The sequence below is a fragment of the Streptomyces sp. NPDC090499 genome (genome assembly GCF_044769305.1).
Classification (GTDB): Bacteria; Actinomycetota; Actinomycetes; order Streptomycetales; family Streptomycetaceae; genus Streptomyces.
Map to the genome: position 1 here is coordinate 416944 of NZ_JBIVXP010000003.1, position 18861 is coordinate 435804.

At 71.3% G+C, this 18861-nt stretch carries 17 protein-coding genes and 1 pseudogene; 6 read left to right on the forward strand and 12 right to left on the reverse strand.

All coding sequences use genetic code 11. The features are described from left to right. The first annotated feature begins 366 nt into the window (after nucleotides 1-366). Nucleotides 367-1575: a nucleotide sugar dehydrogenase gene (locus ACIQVL_RS13815; protein ID WP_403434140.1), complete on the forward strand. Its 1209-nt coding sequence runs from the start codon at nucleotides 367-369 to the stop codon at nucleotides 1573-1575. 768 nt (nucleotides 1576-2343) lie between these two features. On the opposite strand, the gene ACIQVL_RS13820 is transcribed toward ACIQVL_RS13815, so the two are convergent. The 4 genes from ACIQVL_RS13820 to ACIQVL_RS13835 all read right to left on the reverse strand — a co-directional run bounded on the left by ACIQVL_RS13820 (nucleotide 2344) and on the right by ACIQVL_RS13835 (nucleotide 6768). After that, complete coding sequence (locus ACIQVL_RS13820; protein ID WP_132893015.1) at nucleotides 2344-3468, reverse strand: GuaB3 family IMP dehydrogenase-related protein; 1125 nt, start codon at nucleotides 3466-3468, stop codon at nucleotides 2344-2346. Between the two features lie 115 nt (nucleotides 3469-3583). Continuing rightward, on the reverse strand, nucleotides 3584-5089 hold the full coding sequence (gene guaB / locus ACIQVL_RS13825) for an IMP dehydrogenase (protein ID WP_403475402.1): 1506 nt from the start codon (nucleotides 5087-5089) through the stop codon (nucleotides 3584-3586). Between the two features lie 202 nt (nucleotides 5090-5291). Beyond that, nucleotides 5292-5879, reverse strand: a complete 588-nt coding sequence (locus ACIQVL_RS13830; protein ID WP_089099378.1) for a sigma-70 family RNA polymerase sigma factor — start codon at nucleotides 5877-5879, stop codon at nucleotides 5292-5294. Between the two features lie 277 nt (nucleotides 5880-6156). Further along, nucleotides 6157-6768, reverse strand: a complete 612-nt coding sequence (locus tag ACIQVL_RS13835) for a response regulator transcription factor (protein ID WP_003948568.1) — start codon at nucleotides 6766-6768, stop codon at nucleotides 6157-6159. Between the two features lie 381 nt (nucleotides 6769-7149). Here ACIQVL_RS13835 and ACIQVL_RS13840 point away from each other — a divergent pair, with 381 nt between their 5' ends. After that, nucleotides 7150-7479: a WhiB family transcriptional regulator gene (locus tag ACIQVL_RS13840; RefSeq protein ID WP_046733109.1), complete on the forward strand. Its 330-nt coding sequence runs from the start codon at nucleotides 7150-7152 to the stop codon at nucleotides 7477-7479. An 81-nt stretch (nucleotides 7480-7560) separates the two neighbouring features. On the opposite strand, the gene ACIQVL_RS13845 is transcribed toward ACIQVL_RS13840, so the two are convergent. Then, a complete protein-coding gene (locus tag ACIQVL_RS13845; RefSeq protein ID WP_403434135.1) occupies nucleotides 7561-8460 on the reverse strand; it encodes a LysR family transcriptional regulator in 900 nt (299 codons plus the stop codon). Between the two features lie 79 nt (nucleotides 8461-8539). Here ACIQVL_RS13845 and ACIQVL_RS13850 point away from each other — a divergent pair, with 79 nt between their 5' ends. From ACIQVL_RS13850 to ACIQVL_RS13860, 3 genes are all read left to right on the forward strand, one after another. Beyond that, entirely contained in the window at nucleotides 8540-9208 is a 669-nt protein-coding gene (locus ACIQVL_RS13850; RefSeq protein ID WP_403434133.1) for an MOSC domain-containing protein, read from the forward strand. Between the two features lie 96 nt (nucleotides 9209-9304). Further along, complete coding sequence (locus ACIQVL_RS13855) at nucleotides 9305-10078, forward strand: SDR family NAD(P)-dependent oxidoreductase (RefSeq protein WP_403434131.1); 774 nt, start codon at nucleotides 9305-9307, stop codon at nucleotides 10076-10078. 114 nt (nucleotides 10079-10192) lie between these two features. Continuing rightward, nucleotides 10193-10900, forward strand: coding sequence for an ester cyclase (locus ACIQVL_RS13860; protein WP_403434128.1), 708 nt, complete (start codon nucleotides 10193-10195; stop codon nucleotides 10898-10900). A 206-nt stretch (nucleotides 10901-11106) separates the two neighbouring features. Here the strand turns inward: ACIQVL_RS13860 and groL are convergent, their stop codons facing one another. The 5 genes from groL to ACIQVL_RS13885 form a co-directional block, all read right to left on the reverse strand. Further along, entirely contained in the window at nucleotides 11107-12732 is a 1626-nt protein-coding gene (gene groL / locus ACIQVL_RS13865; protein WP_391373006.1) for a chaperonin GroEL, read from the reverse strand. Between the two features lie 126 nt (nucleotides 12733-12858). Next, nucleotides 12859-13167: a co-chaperone GroES gene (groES, locus tag ACIQVL_RS13870; protein ID WP_004955293.1), complete on the reverse strand. Its 309-nt coding sequence runs from the start codon at nucleotides 13165-13167 to the stop codon at nucleotides 12859-12861. 211 nt (nucleotides 13168-13378) lie between these two features. Beyond that, entirely contained in the window at nucleotides 13379-14146 is a 768-nt protein-coding gene (locus ACIQVL_RS13875) for a pirin family protein (protein WP_403475403.1), read from the reverse strand. 157 nt (nucleotides 14147-14303) lie between these two features. Then, nucleotides 14304-15107, reverse strand: a complete 804-nt coding sequence (locus ACIQVL_RS13880) for a polysaccharide deacetylase family protein (protein WP_403434122.1) — start codon at nucleotides 15105-15107, stop codon at nucleotides 14304-14306. Next, the gene (locus ACIQVL_RS13885; protein ID WP_403475404.1) at nucleotides 15104-15997 is read right to left on the reverse strand and encodes a polysaccharide deacetylase family protein; all 894 of its coding nucleotides are present in this window, start codon (nucleotides 15995-15997) and stop codon (nucleotides 15104-15106) included. The genes ACIQVL_RS13880 and ACIQVL_RS13885 overlap by 4 nt, the downstream gene beginning before the upstream one ends. A 90-nt stretch (nucleotides 15998-16087) precedes the next feature. On the opposite strand from ACIQVL_RS13885, the gene ACIQVL_RS13890 reads away from it, so the two are divergent. Then, complete coding sequence (locus tag ACIQVL_RS13890; protein ID WP_403475405.1) at nucleotides 16088-17260, forward strand: methyltransferase domain-containing protein; 1173 nt, start codon at nucleotides 16088-16090, stop codon at nucleotides 17258-17260. Between the two features lie 43 nt (nucleotides 17261-17303). Here ACIQVL_RS13890 and ACIQVL_RS13895 read toward each other — a convergent pair. Continuing rightward, a pseudogene (locus ACIQVL_RS13895) lies at nucleotides 17304-17438 on the reverse strand (helix-turn-helix domain-containing protein); the annotation flags it as partial. 117 nt (nucleotides 17439-17555) lie between these two features. Further along, nucleotides 17556-18836, reverse strand: coding sequence for an RNA polymerase sigma factor (locus tag ACIQVL_RS13900; RefSeq protein ID WP_403475406.1), 1281 nt, complete (start codon nucleotides 18834-18836; stop codon nucleotides 17556-17558). Between the last annotated feature and the right edge of the window lie 25 nt (nucleotides 18837-18861).

Here is an 18861-nt window from a genome sequence, read left to right on the forward strand (position 1 = left end):
CGGTCGTCAGTCGTCGTCGGTCGTCGATCGCGTCATCGATCGCGCCGCCGAATGGGTCATCGAAGGGATCGTCGAATGGGTCGTCGACCGCGTCGTCCGCCGTCGAACACGTCGTCGGTCATCGGTCGCGTCGGCCGCACCCCCGGCGGGCGTGGCCCCTGCCCAAATTCTGACCGGCTTGCCCGACTTCAGCCACCACTCACCCCCAGCCTGTGGACAACGGTCACCGAACCCACGGAAGACACATGAACACAATCCCGCATAACGGTCATATTTACTCCTAGTCTGACCGTGCGCCTCGCTCATCCTGTCCACAGGGCTTGCGCACCTGTCCCGCTTCGGTTACTGGGAAGGACGGCCCACGCCATGCCCGCAGACCTCGCCGTCATCGGACTCGGTCCCTACGGCCTGCCCCTCGCCCAGGCCGCCGTGGCCTCCGGCGTCTCCACGATCGGCTACGCCACCGGCCCCGAGGCGGGCTCGCTGAGCCCCGCCGAGCTGCGCCGGATGCTCGCGAAGGGCTTCCGGGTGGCCGAGGACCCGGCACAGCTGGGGCGGGTGCGCACCGCCGTGATCTGCGCGCCGACCCCGCGCGGCGCCGACGGCGGGCTCGACCTGGGCCAGGTGGAGGCCGCCGCGCGCACCCTGGCCGAGCGGCTGCGTCCGCACACGACGGTGATCCTGGAGTCCCCGGTCCATCCGGGGACGACGGAGGACTTCCTGCGGCCCCTGCTGGAGAAGGGCTCGGGTCTGCGCGCGGGCCGCGACTTCCACCTCGCCTATTCGCCCAGCCGGGTGAATCCCGGCAACCGGGACTTCACGCCGGCCAACACCCCGAAGGTCATCGGCGGCCTCACGCCCGCGTGCACGGAGTCGGCCGCCACGTTCTACGGCCGGCTCACCGACAAGGTGGTACGCGCGCGTGGCCCGCGCGAGGCCGAGACCGTGCAGCTCCTGGAGACCAACTTCCGGCACGTCAACATCGCCCTCGTCAACGAGATGGCCGTCCTCTGCCACGACCTGGGCGTCGACCTGTGGGACGTCATCCGTTGCGCGGAGACCAAGCCGTTCGGGTTCCAGGCCTTCCGTCCCGGCCCCGGTGTGGGCGGCCACGGCGTCGCCCAGGACCTGTCCGGCCGCGCCGGCCGCGGCCTGCGCATGGTGGAACTGGCCCAGCAGGTCAACAGCCGGATGCCGGGGTACGTCGTGCAGCGCGCCGCCGCCCTTCTCAACGAGCACGGCAAGTCCGCGCGCGGCGCGCGCGTGCTGCTGCTCGGCGTCACTTACAAGGCCGACCTCGCCGACCAGCAGAACAGCCCAGCCCAGGAGATCGCGATGCGCTTCATGGAGCTGGGCGCCTCGGTCAGCTACCACGACCCGCACATCGCGTCCTGGAGCGTCCTGGACCGTCCGGTGCCGCGCGCGGACTCCCTCTACGAGGCCGCCGCCGACGCCGACCTGACGATCCTGGTCCAGCAGCACCGCACGTACGACCTGCAAGGCCTGTCGGTGAAGGCCCAGTTGCTGCTGGACACGCGCGGGGCGACCCCGACGGGGGCGGCGCACCGGCTCTGAGCTGGTCCGGCTCCCACAGCCGGGGCTCGCCGACCGGCGCGTGTGGGTGAAGGGGGGCGCGTGGGTGGCTGGGGCTCGTGAGCCGGTGGCGGGTGGGGTGGGACGCGGCTAACTTACGAGGGTGTTGGTGGAGCCCGTTACAGCGGGTGGTGCAGTACTGCGGAGGCTCCGGGGAAACGAACGGGTGTCCGCCCCTGGTTTCCGTGGGGGCGGCCGCTCTCCAGTGCGGATCCGCCGGACGGCGGATCCGGTACCGTAAAAAAGGTGGAGCCCACCACAGCAGGCACTGCGGCAGGCTCCTAGGCGAATGACGGAGTGTCCACCCCTACTTTCCTTAGGGGTGGCCGCTCATCGCCCGTAAATCCACAAGATCCACCTCCTCCGGCACTTCACCAGCCGCAGACGGATCCGATCCCAACGGGTGGGCTTGCGGTGGCGTCCCATGGGCGCCCCCTTCCACGATGCCGCCCAGTTGCCCGGTGGACGGTCCGTCGGAAGTCGGGCCGGGGTCCGAGGGCCGGGGTCCGAGGGCCGGGGTCCGAGGGCCGGGGTCCGGAACAAAGTCCTTGGAAGGGGGCTCCCAGGAAACTGGGGCGCCGATCAAGGACAATACCGCCCCCTACGCCCGTTCGGCCCACATTCGTCCCCAACGCAACCGCACGCCCCTCCCCCTCAACACGCGCCCCCACCAGCGCACTTGGGCATGCGAAAGGGCCGGTCACCCACCCGGGGTGACCGGCCCTCCGTCGGCCGTACGGCGGCTGCCGCCTACCGCTTGTGCTGCGAGTCCGCCACCGTCACCTCGACGCGCTGGAACTCCTTCAGCTCGCTGTAGCCGGTGGTGGCCATGGCGCGGCGCAGGGCGCCGAAGAGGTTCATCGAGCCGTCGGGGGTGTGGGACGGGCCGGTGAGGATCTCCTCAAGGGTGCCGACCGTGCCGAGGTCGACCTTCTTGCCGCGCGGGAGCTCCTCGTTGACGGCCTCCATGCCCCAGTGGTGGCCCTTGCCGGGACCGTCGGTCGCGCGGGCCAGCGGGGAGCCCATCATCACCGAGTCGGCGCCGCAGGCGATCGCCTTGGGGAGGTCGCCGGACCAGCCGACACCGCCGTCGGCGATGACGTGCACGTAGCGGCCGCCGGACTCGTCCATGTAGTCGCGGCGGGCGGCGGCCACGTCCGCGACCGCGGTGGCCATGGGGACCTGGATGCCGAGCACGTTGCGCGTGGTGTGGGCGGCGCCGCCGCCGAAGCCGACCAGGACACCGGCCGCGCCCGTGCGCATCAGGTGCAGGGCCGCCGTGTACGTGGCGCAGCCGCCGACGATCACCGGGACGTCCAGCTCGTAGATGAACTGCTTCAGGTTCAGCGGCTCGTGCGAGGACGAGACGTGCTCCGCGGAGACCGTCGTACCGCGGATGACGAAGATGTCGACGCCCGCGTCCACGACCGCCTTGGAGAACTGCGCGGTGCGCTGCGGGGAGAGCGCGGCCGCCGTGACCACGCCGGAGTCGCGCACCTCCTTGATGCGCGCGCCGATCAGCTCCTCCTTGATGGGGGCGGAGTAGATCTCCTGGAGGCGGCGGGTGGCGGTGTCGGCGTCCAGCCCGATGATCTCGTCGAGCAGCGGCTGCGGGTCCTCGTGCCGCGTCCAGAGCCCTTCGAGGTTGAGGACGCCGAGGCCGCCGAGCTCGCCGATGCGGATCGCGGTGGCCGGGGAGACGACCGAGTCCATGGGGGCGGCCAGGAACGGCAGCTCGAAGCGGTAGGCGTCGATCTGCCAGGCGATCGAGACCTCCTTCGGGTCCCGCGTACGGCGGCTGGGGACGACGGCGATGTCGTCGAAGGCGTACGCCCGGCGGCCGCGCTTGCCGCGCCCGATCTCGATCTCAGTCACGTCTGTGGCCTTTCCCTCTGCGTTTCAGCGTCTTCCAGTATCGCCGACGGGTACGGCAAGGGCGGCCCCGGTGCGCCCGGGACCGCCCTGGAAAGGCTCTGCCGACCAGTTGTGACTACTTGCTGCGGCTGTAGTTCGGCGCCTCGACCGTCATCTGGATGTCGTGCGGGTGGCTCTCCTTGAGGCCCGCGGCGGTGATCCGGACGAAGCGGCCCTTGGACTCCATCTCGTCGACGGTGGCCGCGCCCACGTAGCCCATGGTCTGGCGCAGACCGCCGACGAGCTGGTGCAGCACGTTGGCCAGCGGGCCGCGGTAGGGCACCTGGCCCTCGACGCCCTCGGGAACGAGCTTGTCGTCGGAGGAGACCTCGGCCTGGAAGTAGCGGTCCTTCGAGTACGACCGGCCCTGGCCGCGCGACTGCATGGCGCCGAGCGAGCCCATGCCGCGGTACGACTTGAACTGCTTGCCGTTGATGAAGAGCAGCTCGCCCGGGGACTCCTCGCAGCCCGCGAGGAGGGAGCCCAGCATCACCGTGTCCGCGCCGGCCGCGAGCGCCTTGCCGATGTCGCCCGAGTACTGCAGGCCGCCGTCGCCGATCAGCGGGATGCCGGCCGGGCGGGCGGCGAGGGAGGCCTCGTAGATGGCGGTGACCTGCGGGACGCCGATGCCGGCGACCACGCGGGTGGTGCAGATCGAGCCGGGGCCCACGCCGACCTTGATGCCGTCGACACCGGCGTCGATCAGCGCCTGCGCGCCGTCGCGGGTGGCGACGTTGCCGCCGATCACGTCGACGTCCACGCTCGACTTGATCTTCGCCATCCAGCTGAGCGCGTTGCTGTTGTGGCCGTGCGAGGTGTCGACGACCAGGAAGTCCACGCCGGCCTCGGCGAGCGCCTGGGCGCGCTCCAGGGCCTCGGGGCTCGCGCCCACAGCCGCGCCGACGAGGAGGCGGCCCTCGGAGTCCTTGGCCGCGTTCGGGTACTTCTCGGCCTTGACGAAGTCCTTGACCGTGATCAGGCCCTTGAGGACGCCCTGGTCGTCGACGAGCGGCAGCTTCTCGATCTTGTGCTTGCGCAGCAGCTGCATGGCCTCGGTGCCGGAGATGCCAACCTTGCCGGTGACCAGCGGCATCGGCGTCATGACCTCGTGGACGCGACGGGAGCGGTCGCTCTCGAAGGCCATGTCGCGGTTGGTGACGATGCCGAGCAGCTTCCGGTCGGGGTCGGTGACCGGGACACCGCTGATCCGGAACTTCGCGCACAGCGCGTCGGCCTCGGCGAGGGTCGCGTCCGGGTGCACCGTGATCGGGTCGGTGACCATGCCGGACTCGGACCGCTTCACCAGGTCGACCTGGTTGACCTGGTCCTCGACGGAGAGGTTGCGGTGCAGCACGCCGACACCGCCGAGCCGGGCCATCGCGATCGCCATGCGGGACTCGGTCACCTTGTCCATCGCCGCGGAGAGCAGCGGGATGTTGACCCGGACGTTGCGGGAGATGCGGGACGAGGTGTCGACCGCGTTCGGGAGGACCTCGGAGGCTCCCGGCAGCAGCAGCACGTCGTCGTAGGTCAGCCCGAGGGTGGCGAATTTGTCGGGCACTCCGTCGACGTTGGTGGTCATGACACCTTCCCCAAATGGCCTTGATCGGTGCGGATGTCCATGCTAACGGGAAGCACGGCTCCCAAATTCCACGGTACGACTCAGCTCCGGGCTTCGTATGTTCGTACGGGAACGGGCGTGCGCCTGTTCATCGGGGAGGGGCGGAACCCGTCGGCCACCGGGACGCGGCCCAGTCGGCCGCAGAGGGGCGGACCCCCGCCGTCTACTGCTCCGCCAGTGCCCGCAGCCGGCTCAGCGCCCGGTGCTGGGCGACCCGCACCGCGCCCGGTGACATTCCCAACATCTGACCGGTCTCCTCGGCCGTGAGGCCCACGGCGATGCGCAGCAGCAGCAGCTCGCGCTGGTTCTCCGGGAGGTTGGCCAGGAGTTTCTTGGCCCATTCGGCGTCGCTGCTGAGCAGCGCGCGCTCCTCGGGGCCGAGGGAGTCGTCCGGGCGTTCCGGCATCTCGTCCGAGGGGACGGCCGTGGAGCCCGGGTGGCGCATCGCGGCCCGCTGCAGGTCGGCGACCTTGTGGGAGGCGATCGCGAAGACGAAGGCCTCGAAGGGGCGGCCGGTGTCGCGGTACCGGGGCAGGGCCAGCAGAACCGCCACGCAGACTTCCTGGGCGAGGTCCTCGACGAAGTGGCGGGCGTCGCCCGGGAGGCGGGACAGCCGGGTGCGGCAGTAGCGCAGCGCGAGGGGGTGGACATGGGCGAGCAGGTCATGCGTGGCCTGCTCGTCCCCGTCTACGGCGCGATGGACGAGAGCGCCGATCGTCCCCACGGCAGTGACCGCCTCGTCGTCGCGCATCGGTCCATGGTGCCCTGCTGCCGTCGGCGGCGTGGCATCGCGTCCGTCGTTGTGCACCGAAGCGTTATGAGCAGGTGCGCCGGAACTCATCTCCTGCGCCCTCCCCTTCCGCTCGAACGACTCGTCCCCGAGAGACTCCACACCTCAAGGATGCGGCATCCGCGCCGAAACGAGCAGCGCGCCTTCGGCGCTCCGCCTTGTGAACCCCGCCCACCATGGGGTAGGCGGGGGCGTCCGGTCGGTCCGCTTCCCCGTTGCGGCGCAGCTCACCGCCGTACTAACGAACCAGACCCCAGCGGAAGCCGAGGGCCACCGCGTGGGCGCGGTCGGAGGCTCCGAGCTTCTTGAAAAGGCGCCGGGCGTGGGTCTTCACGGTGTCCTCGGAGAGGAACAGCTCGCGGCCGATCTCGGCGTTGGAACGGCCGTGGCTCATGCCCTCCAGGACCTGGATCTCGCGCGCGGTGAGGGTGGGCGCGGCGCCCATCTCGGCCGAGCGGAGGCGGCGCGGGGCCAGCCGCCACGTGGGGTCGGCGAGGGCCTGGGTCACGGTGGCCCGCAGTTCGGCGCGCGAGGCGTCCTTGTGCAGGTAGCCGCGGGCACCGGCGGCGACGGCCAGGGCCACGCCGTCCAGGTCCTCGGCGACCGTGAGCATGATGATGCGCGCGCCGGGGTCGGCGGACAGCAGCCGGCGCACGGTCTCGACGCCGCCCAGTCCGGGCATGCGCACGTCCATCAGGATCAGGTCGGATCGGTCGGCACCCCAGCGGCGGAGGACTTCCTCGCCGTTGGCCGCCGTCGTCACGCGCTCGACGCCGGGCACGGTCGCCACCGCGCGGCGCAGCGCCTCTCGGGCAAGCGGGGAGTCGTCGCAGACGAGGACGGATGTCATGACCGTCCTCCGCAGCTGATGCGCGTCACCTTGAGCCTCCAGGCTGGTACGGAATCGTCACCTGTGCGGTCGAACGTCTCGGACGCCTGCCCGAGGGCTTGTTGCTTCAACCGCCACCGCACTCTCAACGACGGTCACTCGAAAGAGTTACGGGGCTGCATGCCGTCTTCGGCACTCTACGTGAGGGGGCGGACACGGTGCAGACATGGACGTCAGACCCTCAACTTTTCATCACATCCAATGCCCCATTTAGACCTTTTTCTTCCCGTTTCACAGTGTCTGGGGCTAGATTGCCAATGAGTCATATTTTCATCTCTCTAGACCGGAGATGTACGGTCGTTGGCACCGTATCCGCCCAGAACGGCTACAAGGGGTCACGTAATGGCAGATTTCTCCCGCCTTCCCGGACCGAACGCGGACCTGTGGGACTGGCAGCTCCTGGCCGCCTGCCGCGGGGTCGACAGCTCGCTCTTCTTCCATCCCGAGGGCGAGCGCGGGGCGGCTCGGAGTGCCCGTGAGAACTCGGCCAAGGAGGTCTGCATGAGGTGCCCGGTCCGCGCGGAGTGCGCGGCGCACGCGCTGGCGGTCCGTGAGCCGTACGGCGTGTGGGGCGGCCTGACCGAGGACGAGCGCGAAGAGCTCATGGGGCGGGCGCGCAACAGGCTGGTGTCGGCGTCGACGACCAGCGGCGACTCCGCCTCCGACACGTGAAAGAACGTTTCTGCAATCTGTTGACAAGCCGCTGACGATCTGCCGACGATCGGGCACGCGCGTGTGCCCGGCGCCAGTCCGTCACGCCCGCCGGGCCGCCCGGCCCAGCTGATCGAGCGTCGCCGCCACCGCCGGTACCTGTGCCAGGTCGGGCAGGGTCAGGGCGACGATCTCCCGCCGCACCGCGGGTTCGAGGACCACCGTGCGCACGCCTCTCGGCCGTACCGACTCGACCGCCAGCCGCGGCAGCACGGCCACCCCCAGACCCGCGCCGACCAGGCCGACCACGGCCGGGTAGTCGTCGGTGGCGAAGTCGATGCGCGGCGTGAAGCCCGCGCTCTCGCACGCCTGGACGAGCTGCCCCCGGCAGCGCGGGCAGCCCGCGATCCAGGGCTCGTCGGCGAGTTCCCCGAGGGCGACCGACTCCGCGCGGGCCAGCCGGTGCCGCTCCGGCACCAGGCCGACGAGCCGGTCGGTGAGCAGCGGCCGTACCACCAGGTCGTCCCACTCCCCGGTGTCCGCGGCCCCTTCGTAACGGAAGGCCAGCGCGAGGTCGCAGTCGCCCGCGCGCAGCAGTTCCACGGACTTCGGCGGCTCGGCCTCCTCCAGGGAGACGCGGGTGCCGGGGTGAGCGGCGCGCAGGGCGGCGAGGGCCGTCGGGACCAGGGTGGAGCTGCCGCTCGGGAAGGAGACCAGGCGGACCCGGCCCGCGCGCAGCCCGGCGATCGCGGCGACCTCCTCCTCGGCGGCGGTGAGCCCGGCGAGGATCCCGGAGGCGTGCCGGACCAGGGCCTCGCCGGCCTGGGTCAGGCGCATCTCGCGGCCGTTGCGGACCAGCAGCGGGGTGCCCACGGAGGTCTCCAGGGCCTTCATCTGCTGGCTGACGGCGGGCTGGGTGCAGCCCAGTTCGCGCCCCGCCGCCGAGAAGGACCCGGTGCCGGCGACGGCCCGCAGGACGCGGAGATGACGTGCTTCTATCACCCCCTGAGCATAAGGCCGACTTGGACATGGCACCCGAAAACGCGTCGACGCTTTGAGGGTGGTCCCGTACCGTCGGAGCATGGAGCTTCTCTCGGTGAACCTCGGCCGTCCGACGCCGTCGCCGCACACGGACCAGGCCGACGGCGTGACCGGTATCGACAAGCAGCCGGTGGCCGGGCCGGTGCGGGTGGCGGCGCCCGGGCCGAAGGGGACCGCGGGCAGCGGTCTCGCCGGGGACGCGGTCTGCGAGCTGCGCCATCACGGCGGCGACGACCAGGCGGTGTACGCGTACGCGCGCGAGGACCTCGACGACTGGGCGAAGGAGCTCGGCCGCCCGCTGCCGAACGGCTGTTTCGGTGAGAACCTCACGACAAACGGGCTGAACGTGTCGGGGGCGCTGATCGGCGAGCGCTGGCGGATCGGTCCCGAGGTCGTACTGGAGGTCACCTCCGGGCGCATCCCGTGCCGTACTTTCCAGGGCCATCTGGGCGAGCGGGGATGGGTGAAGAGATTCACGCGGAAGGGTGCCACCGGTGCCTACCTCCGGGTGATCGAACCGGGCGAGATCCGGGCCGGCGACCCCATCGAGATCATCCACCTGCCGGAGCACGGGGTGACCGCCGCGATGGAGTTCCGCGCGACCACCACCGAGCGGGAGCTGCTGCCCCGGCTGCTCGCGGCGGGCGCGGCCCTGCACCCGGAGGCGCTGGCGCAGGCCCGGAAGTACGTGGCGGCGCAGAGCGGCTGAGCGGCCGTCACGCGCGGGCCGTTCACCGGTGCTTCACCCCAGGGAGAGCCGGTGCGCACAGCGGACGCCGTCAGTCCGGGTAACTACCCTTGGGCCATGACAACGGCTCTGATTACGGGATCGACCGCGGGGATCGGTGCCGCGTTCGCGCGGCGCCTGGCGGCTGACGGGCACAACCTCGTCCTGGTGGCCCGGGACACCAAGCGGCTGCGCGAGCAGGCGACCGAGCTGCACGACCGGCACGGCATCGAGGCGGAGGTGCTCACCGCCGACCTCGCCGAGGACCCCGGCATCGAGTCGGTCGCCGCCCGGCTCGGGGACCGCCGCCACCCGGTCGACCTGCTGGTCAACAACGCCGGTTTCGGCAACAAGGGCCGCTATCTCGACGTCTCGATGGCCGACGAGCTGCGCATGCTCAAGGTGCACTGCGAGGCGGTGCTGCGGCTGACCTCGGCGGCGGCCGAGGCGATGCGCGAGCGCGGCCGCGGCGGAGTGGTCAACGTGGCGTCGGTGGCGGCCTTCGTGCCGCGCGGTACGTACGGCGCCTCCAAGGCATGGGTCGTGCAGTTCACCCAGGGCGCGGCGCGCGACCTCGCGGGCACCGGGGTGCGGCTGATGGCGCTGGCGCCGGGGTTCGTCCGTACCGAGTTCCACCAGCGGGCCGGGATGGGCACGGACAACATTCCGGGCTGGATGTGGCTGGACGCCGACAAGCTGGTCGCGGCGGCGCTGGCCGACCTCGCGCGCGGGAAGACGCTGTCGGTCCCGGATCCCCGCTACAAGGTGCTGACGGGGCTGGCGAAGGTGGCACCGCGCGGGCTGGTGGGCGGCATCAGCTCGAAGACGGGCCGCAAGTACGGGCCGCAGTAGGGAGCCGACCGAGCCGACGGGCACATACCGCGACACATCCGGACACACCGGAACGGGGCCGGTGAGACGATGGTGTCGTTCGGTCGCGCCCGCAGGGGGGCCGGAGGCGGTGTCATGACGTTCGTGCAGCTCATCGAGTGCAGGACCAGGCGGTTCGACGAGATGGACCGGCTGATGGACAGGTGGGTCGAGCAGACCAAGGGGAAGCGGACGGCGACGCACACGCTGGTCGGCAAGGACCGCACCGACGCGGAGCACGTCGTGGAGATCGTGGAGTTCCCGTCGTACGAGGAGGCGATGCGGAACTCACGGCTCCCGGAGACCGACAAGGTCTTCCACGAGCTGCTGGCGCTGTGCGAGGGGACGCCGACGTTCACGGACCTGGACGTGGTGCGCGACGAGGGGCTGTTCGCCGGTACCGCGCGGCGGTTCTTCGAGACGATCGCCGCGCCCGGCCCGCTGGTTCCGCTGGACGGCCTGCTCGCCGAGGACTACCACGACCACGATCCGGTCGAGGGGCAGGACACCATCGGCATGGACGCGATGCGGCGCAAGCTGGAGATGTGGCGCGGGGCCTTCGACTTCACGTTCCTCGTCGAGGACCAGATCGCGCAGGGCGACCGGGTGTGCACCCGGTGGCTGTGGACGGGGGTGCAGAAGGCGGCGTTCATGGGAGTGGCCAACACCGGCCGGCAGGTCACCATGGCCGGGACCACCATCCACCGCTTCGGCGCCGACGGGAAGATGGCCGAGGGCTGGCTGCAGTACGACCGGATGGGACTGCTGGCACAGCTGGGAGCGCTGGACGCGCTGGAGAACTAGGCCGACCATCGAAGTACCCGCGAGGGGCGAAGCCCCCGTTCCCGGCGGACGACCGGGAACGGGGGCTTCCTCGTTGCCACCGTCGGGTCGGCGGCCCGACTGGCACAGAGGTGGCCGTCGGGTCGGCGGCCCGACTGTGGCAGGGGGCCGAACCGACGCAAAGAGGCCCGGCGCCTCCAGGGTGCCGGGCCTCGGTGCTGAGCTGCCTAGTGCGAGTGGCCGTGCGAGTGGCCCGCGGCGGCGGCCTCTTCCTCTTCCTTCTTCTCGACGACCAGGGTCTCGGTCGTCAGCAGCAGGGAGGCGATGGAGGCGGCGTTCTCCAGGGCGGAGCGGGTGACCTTGACCGGGTCGATGACGCCGGCCTTGACCAGGTCGCCGTACTCGCCGGTGGCGGCGTTGAAGCCCTGGCCCTTCTCCAGCTCGGCGACCTTGGAGGTGATGACGTAGCCCTCCAGGCCGGCGTTCTCGGCGATCCAGCGCAGCGGCTCGACGACGGCGCGGCGGACGACGGCGACACCGGTCGCCTCGTCGCCGGTCTTGCCGAGGCCGTCCTCCAGGACCTTCGCGGCGTGGACCAGCGCGGAGCCACCACCGGAGACGATGCCCTCCTCGACCGCGGCGCGGGTCGCGGAGATGGCGTCCTCCAGACGGTGCTTCTTCTCCTTCAGCTCCACCTCGGTGGCGGCGCCGACCTTGATCACGCACACGCCGCCGGCCAGCTTCGCGAGGCGCTCCTGGAGCTTCTCGCGGTCCCAGTCGGAGTCGGTGTTCTCGATCTCGGCCTTGATCTGGGCGACGCGGCCGGTGACCGCACCGGAGTCACCGGCGCCGTCGACGACCGTGGTGTCGTCCTTGGTGACGGTGACACGGCGGGCGGAGCCCAGCACGTCCAGGCCGACCTGGTCGAGCTTGAGGCCGACCTCCTCGGAGACGACCGTGGCGCCGGTGAGGATCGCCAGGTCCTCCAGCATCGCCTTGCGGCGGTCGCCGAAGCCGGGGGCCTTGACCGCGACCGCGTTGAAGGTGCCGCGGATCTTGTTGACGACCAGGGTCGACAGCGCCTCGCCGTCGACGTCCTCGGCGATGATCAGCAGCGGCTTCGAGGCATTGGACTGGATGATCTTCTCGAGCAGCGGCAGCAGGTCCGCGATGGAGGAGACCTTGCCCTGGTTGATGAGGATGTAGGGGTCCTCCAGGACGGCCTCCATGCGCTCCTGGTCCGTCACGAAGTACGGCGACAGGTAGCCCTTGTCGAAGGCCATGCCCTCGGTGAAGTCCAGCTCCAGACCGAAGGTGTTGGACTCCTCGACGGTGATGACACCGTCCTTGCCGACCTTGTCCATCGCCTCGGCGATGAGCTCGCCGACCTGCGTGTCCTGGGCGGACAGCGCGGCGACGGCCGCGATGTCGGCCTTGTCGTCGATCGGGCGGGCGGTGGCGAGGAGGTCCTCGGAGACGGCGGCGACGGCCGCGTCGATGCCCTTCTTCAGGGCGGCCGGGGAGGCACCGGCGGCGACGTTCTTGAGGCCCTCGCGCACGAGCGCCTGGGCCAGCACGGTGGCGGTGGTCGTACCGTCACCCGCGATGTCGTTGGTCTTGGTCGCCACCTCCTTCACCAGCTGCGCGCCGAGGTTCTCGTACGGGTCCTCGATCTCGACCTCGCGGGCGATCGTGACACCGTCGTTGGTGATGGTGGGGGCGCCGAACTTCTTGTCGATGACGACGTTGCGGCCCTTGGGGCCGATCGTCACCTTCACCGTGTCGGCAAGCTTGTTGACGCCGCGCTCAAGGGCGCGACGGGCGTCCTCGTCGAACTTCAGGATCTTCGCCATGGCAGCGGATGCCCTCTCGGAATTCTTGGGTGAACAAGACTGCGCCCCCGGCACCCGGCCTCTTGGAGGATCGCGGGGCCAGGGGCGCAGCTTCAAGCAGAGTGCTTGAGGTGGTAAGTCGCAGGCTTACTTCTCGATGATCGCGAGCACGTCGCGAGCCGAGAGGACGAGGTACTCGTCGCCGTTGTACTTCACCTCGGTGCCGCCGTACTTGCTGTAGAGCACGACGTCGCCGACCTTGACGTCGAGCGGCAGGCGCTCGCCGTTCTCGAAACGGCCCGGACCCACGGCGAGGACAGCGCCCTCCTGGGGCTTCTCCTTCGCGGTGTCCGGGATGACCAGGCCGGAGGCCGTGGTCTGCTCGGCGTCGAGCGGCTGGACCACGATGCGGTCCTCAAGCGGCTTGATGGCAACCTTGGAGCTGGCGGTCGTCACGATCCGACCTCCCCCTTCGGAGATCTCACGGGGTTAACTGTCTGAGGTGGCGACCAGGTCGATCCGTCGTCGCGGGTGCCGGACCTGCCCGTCGCGTTGTTGGCACTCTCATCTGCCGAGTGCCAGAGCCGAGACTATGACCGCGATTAGCACTCGGTCAAGCGGAGTGCCAATTGCGAGCGTCGCGGCGCCGGAATCGGCCTCGGAGGGGTCACAGGGCGACGGCGGCGTGCATCTCCCACACCAGGATCTCGGCCGGCTCCGAGGCCGCCACCCGGTGGCCGCCGACGGCCGTGAAGCGCGCGGCGTCACCCTCGCCGAGCGCCCCGAAGCCCTCCAGGTCCACCGCGCCGCGGGCGACGAACAGGTGCAGGTAGGGCGCCTCCGGAAGGGTGACGTGCCCGCCGGGGCGCAGCCGGGCCGCGTACAGGGCGGCGTGCCGGTTCCGGATCCGGATGGCGCTCGCGTCCTTGTGCCGGTCCATGCCGGACGCCACCGCGACCAGGCCGCCGGAGAGCAGTTCGGCGTCGATCTCCAGCTGTTCGTAGCCCGGGGCGACACCGGCCTCGTCGGGGACGACCCACATCTGGACGAAGTGCACCGGTTCGGCGGGCGGCCGGTCCGCGGCCCGGTAGGTGTCGTTCTTCCCCGAGTGCAGGATGCCGGTGCCGGCGCTCATCCGCTGGGCCAGGCCCGGGTAGATCACACCGGAGTGGCCGCCGGAGTCCTGGTGGACCAGCGAGCCGCGGAGCACCCAGGTGACGATCTCCATGTCCTGGTGCGGGTGGGTCTCGAAGCCCGTGCCCGGCTGCACCAGGTCCTCGTTGTGGACCAGCAGCACCCCGTGGTGCGTGTTGGCCGGGTCGGGCCGGTGGGTACCGAGGGAGAACGAGTGCTTCGAGTCCAGCCAGGACAGCCGGCTCGCGAGCCGCGCGTCACCGCGCCGCACCTCCACGCCGGGCACCAGTAGTGCGCTCATACCGCGCCTTCCGCTCCGCACAAGAATCCATATTGACGTGAATATTCAAGTCATCAGGGATCCATCGACCAGTTAGGAGAGGCAAACGGACGCGATTGAGCGCCACATTGACTTGAGTCTTTAAGTCTTGGCGAGCTCAGAGCTCAGGTCTCAGCCCTCAGAGATAGTCCTCAAGACGGCCCACCGTCAGCCCGCTCGCCTGCACCCGGCGCAGCAGCCGGGCGGTGCGCTCCCTGAGGGTGAGGCCGAGCGCCTCGTCGGGGCCCACCAGGATGATGTCGCCGGGGCGGAGCTGTCGGTCGCCGGTCCGGTAGGTGATGCCGTCGGGGGTCATCGCCGCCCGCCACAGCACCACCGCGGTGACCCCGCAGTCGGCCGCCGCGCGCAGGGTGGTGGTGTCGTAGGTGCCGTAGGGCGGGCGGAAGAGGCGGGGGCGGATGCCGAAGCGGGACTTCAGCTTCTCCTGCTGGCCGCAGATCTCGGCGCGCTGGCCGGCGTACGGCAGACCGGGCATGGCCGGGTGGTCGAGGGTGTGGTTCTGGACGCTCGCGCCGACCGACTGGAGGCGCGCGAAGTGGCCGTAGCCGGGGCCGACCACGCTGTCCGTGAGGAACATGCTCACCGGCAGCCGCAGTTCGCGGACCATGTCGACGAAGCGGGGGTCCTTCTCGGCGCCGTCGTCGTAGGTCAGGAAGACCACCCGGTCGGAGGTGGGGACGTGGTCGACGACCGGGGGGAGGTCGGCGCGGAAGGACAGCGGGTGCTGCGGCGGGCGGGGCGCCGGGGCGAGCGGCTCGGTCAGGCCCCACCGGCGGTACGGCGGCTCGCCGGACGGGCCGTGCGGGTGCACCCGGTCGGCCGCCTTCCGGCCGAGCCGTTCGATGGGGTCGACGGACGGCGCGCACGCGGACAGGAGGAGGGCGGCGGCCAGGACAGCGGCCGTCGCCCTCGGTCGGCTCACAGGTAGTCCTCCAGGCGCGCCACCGCGTAGCCGTCGCGGGTGACCTTGTTCAGGAAGCGGCGCATGTCGTCGACCATGGTGCCGTCCCAGTCGTTGCGGCCGCGGAAGTGCGTGAGGACGATGTCACCGGGGTGCAGCGAGCGGTCCCACTCGCGGTACTCCCAGTGGTCGACGTACACCTCCTCGTCCCAGATCGGGGCGTACTTGATGCCGCAGGCCTTGGCGGCGCGCAGGGTGTCGCCGTTGTAGTTGCCGTAGGGCGGCCGGAAGACCGTCGGCGCCTTGCCGAACTGCCGCTTCATGATGTCCTGCATGCCGCAGATCTCGTGCTTCTGCTCGTCGTAGGTCAGGCCGGGCATGTAGGGGTGGGTGAGGGTGTGGTTGTTGACGGTGTGGCCCTCGGCCTGCATCCGGCGGAAGTAGCCGTAGTCGTCCTTGACCAGGTAGTTGCTGAGGAACGCGGTGTACGGGACGTGCAGCTCGCTCATCATCCGCAGGAAGTCCGGGTCCTTCTCGGCGCCGTCGTCGATGGTGAGGAAGACGACCTTCTTCCTGGTCGGGATCGTGGTGAAGACCGGGGGCAGGTCGTCCTCGACCTGGCCGTCCACCTCGAAGCCGTCGCGAGCGGTGATCGTCGGCTTGCGCTTCGGCGGGGCCGGGGGGCGCAGCGGGACCGCGTCCAGTCCCCAGCGCCGGGCGGCGGCGACCAGGGCGGCGTGGTCGTCGGGGGCGGCGGCCGCCCGGTGGGCCTGCTGGCCCGCGGCGGGCCGGACTCCGGCCTCGTCCCCCGGCCCGGCGCAGCCGGAGACGACGGCGACGGCCGCTACGGCGGCGAGGGCGGCCATGGCCGAAACCACCCTATTTTTGTCATTTTGTACGACTGCTCGCATGGCCTCGGATCTTTCCAGCCCTCTCCCCGGAACCCCGGCAGACACCTCGGCCGGAGGCGAACAGTCCACCGACTGGCCGACAATGACCCGGTGAACGACCTCCTCTCCCCCCTCCTCACGCCCGAGGGCCACGCCCTCCTCGACGAGGTGCGCGACACCGCGCCCGCCGACGAGCTGGCCGTGGCCACCCGGCTGCGCCGCGAGCACCCCGCCGAGCTGGTGTCGGCGGCACTGGCCCAGGCCCGGCTGCGGCAGCGGGCGGCGGCGAAGTTCGGGGAGGCGGACGCGGGCCGCATGTTCTTCACGCCGAACGGGGTCGAGCAGTCGACGCGGGCGAGTGTCGCCGCGTACCGGGCGCAGCGGCTGAAGGCGCTCGGGGTGACCTCGGTGGCCGACCTGTGCTGCGGGATCGGGGGCGACGCGATCGCGCTCGCGCGGGCCGGCATCCGCGTCCTCGCCGTGGACCGGGACCCGGTGACCGCGGCCACCGCCCGCGCGAACGCCGAGGCGCTCGGGCTCGCGGACCTGATCGAGGTCCGGGAGGCGGACGTCCAGGAGGTGGACACGGCCGGCCACGACGCCGTCTTCGTCGACCCGGCCAGGCGCGGCGGCCGCGGCCGCATCTTCGACCCGGAGGCCTACTCACCGCCCCTGTCCTGGGCGGTCGCGACCGCCTCGACCGCCCGGGTGGCCGCGCTGAAGATCGCCCCCGGCATCCCGCACGAGGCGGTCCCGGCGGTGGCCGAGGCGGAGTGGATCTCGGACGGCGGCGACGTGAAGGAGGCCGTCCTCTGGTTCGGCACCGGCGCCCCGGGGGCCGTCCGCGCCACCCTCCTGCCCGGCCCGCGCACCCTGCTCGGCCGCGGCCTGCCCGACCCCGCCGTCCGCCCGGTCGGCCGTTACCTCTACGAGCCGGACGGCGCCGTCATCCGCGCCCACCTGGTCGCCGAGACGGCCGGGGAACTGGCCGGCGGCCTCATCGACCCGACGATCGCGTACGTCACGGCCGACACGCTCCGCGCCACCGACTACGCCACGGCGTACGAGATCACCGACGAACTCCCCTTCAACGTCAAGAGGCTGAAGGCGCTGCTGCGGGAGCGCGCGGTCGGGAACCTGACCGTGAAGAAGCGCGGCTCGGCGGTGGAGCCGGAGGAACTGCGCAGGAAGGTCAGGCCGCAGGGCCCGAACGCGGCGACCGTGTTCCTGACCCGGGTGGCGGGGGCGCCGTCGATGCTGCTCGGCCACCCCGCCCGGCCCTAGGTGTATTGCCCTGTGAGGTTGGGGACGCGGCTGGCGGGTGGTCGGCCCATCGCTGGGCTGTGGTCGGTGAGACCTGGAAACGTTCGGCGGCACGGCGCAGGGGCCAGCCGTCCTCGACCACGCAGCGGGCCAGGCGCAGACGGCCGGTCTCGGTCAGAGGTGCATTACGGTGGGGCAAGAGGGCCTTCTCGGTACTCGGTGGAGATGTCGCAATCCACACCGAAGCCGGAAGGCCCTCACTCGTTCAAGACCACCTAGCCGTGCCGTCCGTCACCAACCTCTATGGACAGAACACCTAGGCCTCCGCCGCCCGTCGCAGCAGCAGTTCCCGTTCCCGCTCGTTGCGTGTCAGGCCCGCGGCCCGTTCGAACTCCGCGCGGGCCTCGGCCGTGCGCCCGAGGCGGGCCAGCAGGTCGCCGCGGACGCTCGGCAGCAGGTGGTAGTCGCTCAGGGCGGGTTCGGCGGTCAGCGGGTCCACGATCGCGAGGGCCGCCGCCGGGCCGTCCGCCATCGACACGGCCACCGCCCGGTTCAGCTCGACGACCGGGGACGGGGAGCGGGCCGCCAGCAGCCCGTACAGGGTGGCGATGGCCTTCCAGTCGGTCTCCTCGTACGTGTACGCGTGCGCGTGGCAGGCCGCGATGGCCGCCTGGAGGGCGTACGGCCCGGGGGCGCCGGCCGCCGTGGCGTCCGCGCGGGCCAGGGCCCTGATGCCGCGGGCGACGAGCATGCGGTTCCAGCGGCGGCGGTTCTGGTCCCTGAGCAGGACCGGTTCGCCGTCGGGGCCGGTGCGGGCGGCCGTCCGGGAGGACTGGAATTCGAGGAGCGAGGTGAGGGCGTGCACCTCCGGCTCCTTCGGCATCAGTGCGGACAGGACGCGGGCCAGCCGCAGCGCGTCCTCGCAGAGCGACGGGCGCAGCCAGTCGTCGCCCGCCGTGGCCGCGTAGCCCTCGTTGTAGATGAGGTAGATGACGTCCAGGACCGAGCCGAGCCGGGCCTCGCGGTCGGGGCCGTACGGCACCTCGAAGGCGACGTTCTTCGTCGCGAGGGTGCGTTTGGCGCGGACGATGCGCTGGGCGACCGTCGGCTCGGGGACCAGGAAGGCGCGGGCGATCTCGGCCGTGGTCAGACCGCCGAGGAGGCGCAGGGTGAGGGCCGTGCGGGCCTCGGGCGAGAGCACCGGGTGGCAGGTGGTGAAGACGAGCCGGAGCAGGTCGTCGTCGATGTCGTCCGGGTCGGCGGGCTCCTGTGGCGGGGCCGTCGTCTCGGTGCCCCGGCCGATCTCGGCGAGCTTGCGGGCGTAGTTCTCCCGGCGCCGGACCAGGTCGACGGCGCGGTGCCGGGCGGTCGCCATGAGCCAGGCGCCCGGGTTGTCGGGCACGCCGTCCCGCGGCCACTGCTCCAGGGCCGCGACCAGCGCGTCCTGCGCCAGTTCCTCCGCGATGCCGACGTCCCGGACGATCCGGGCGACACCTGCGATCACGCGCGGCGATTCGAGCCGGAAGACGGTCTCGATGGCGTGGCGGGGGTCGGCCGCGGCGGAGGCGGCGGGCTCGGCGGGGGGCTGTGTGCTCACAGCCCCCCATGCAACACCCACCGCC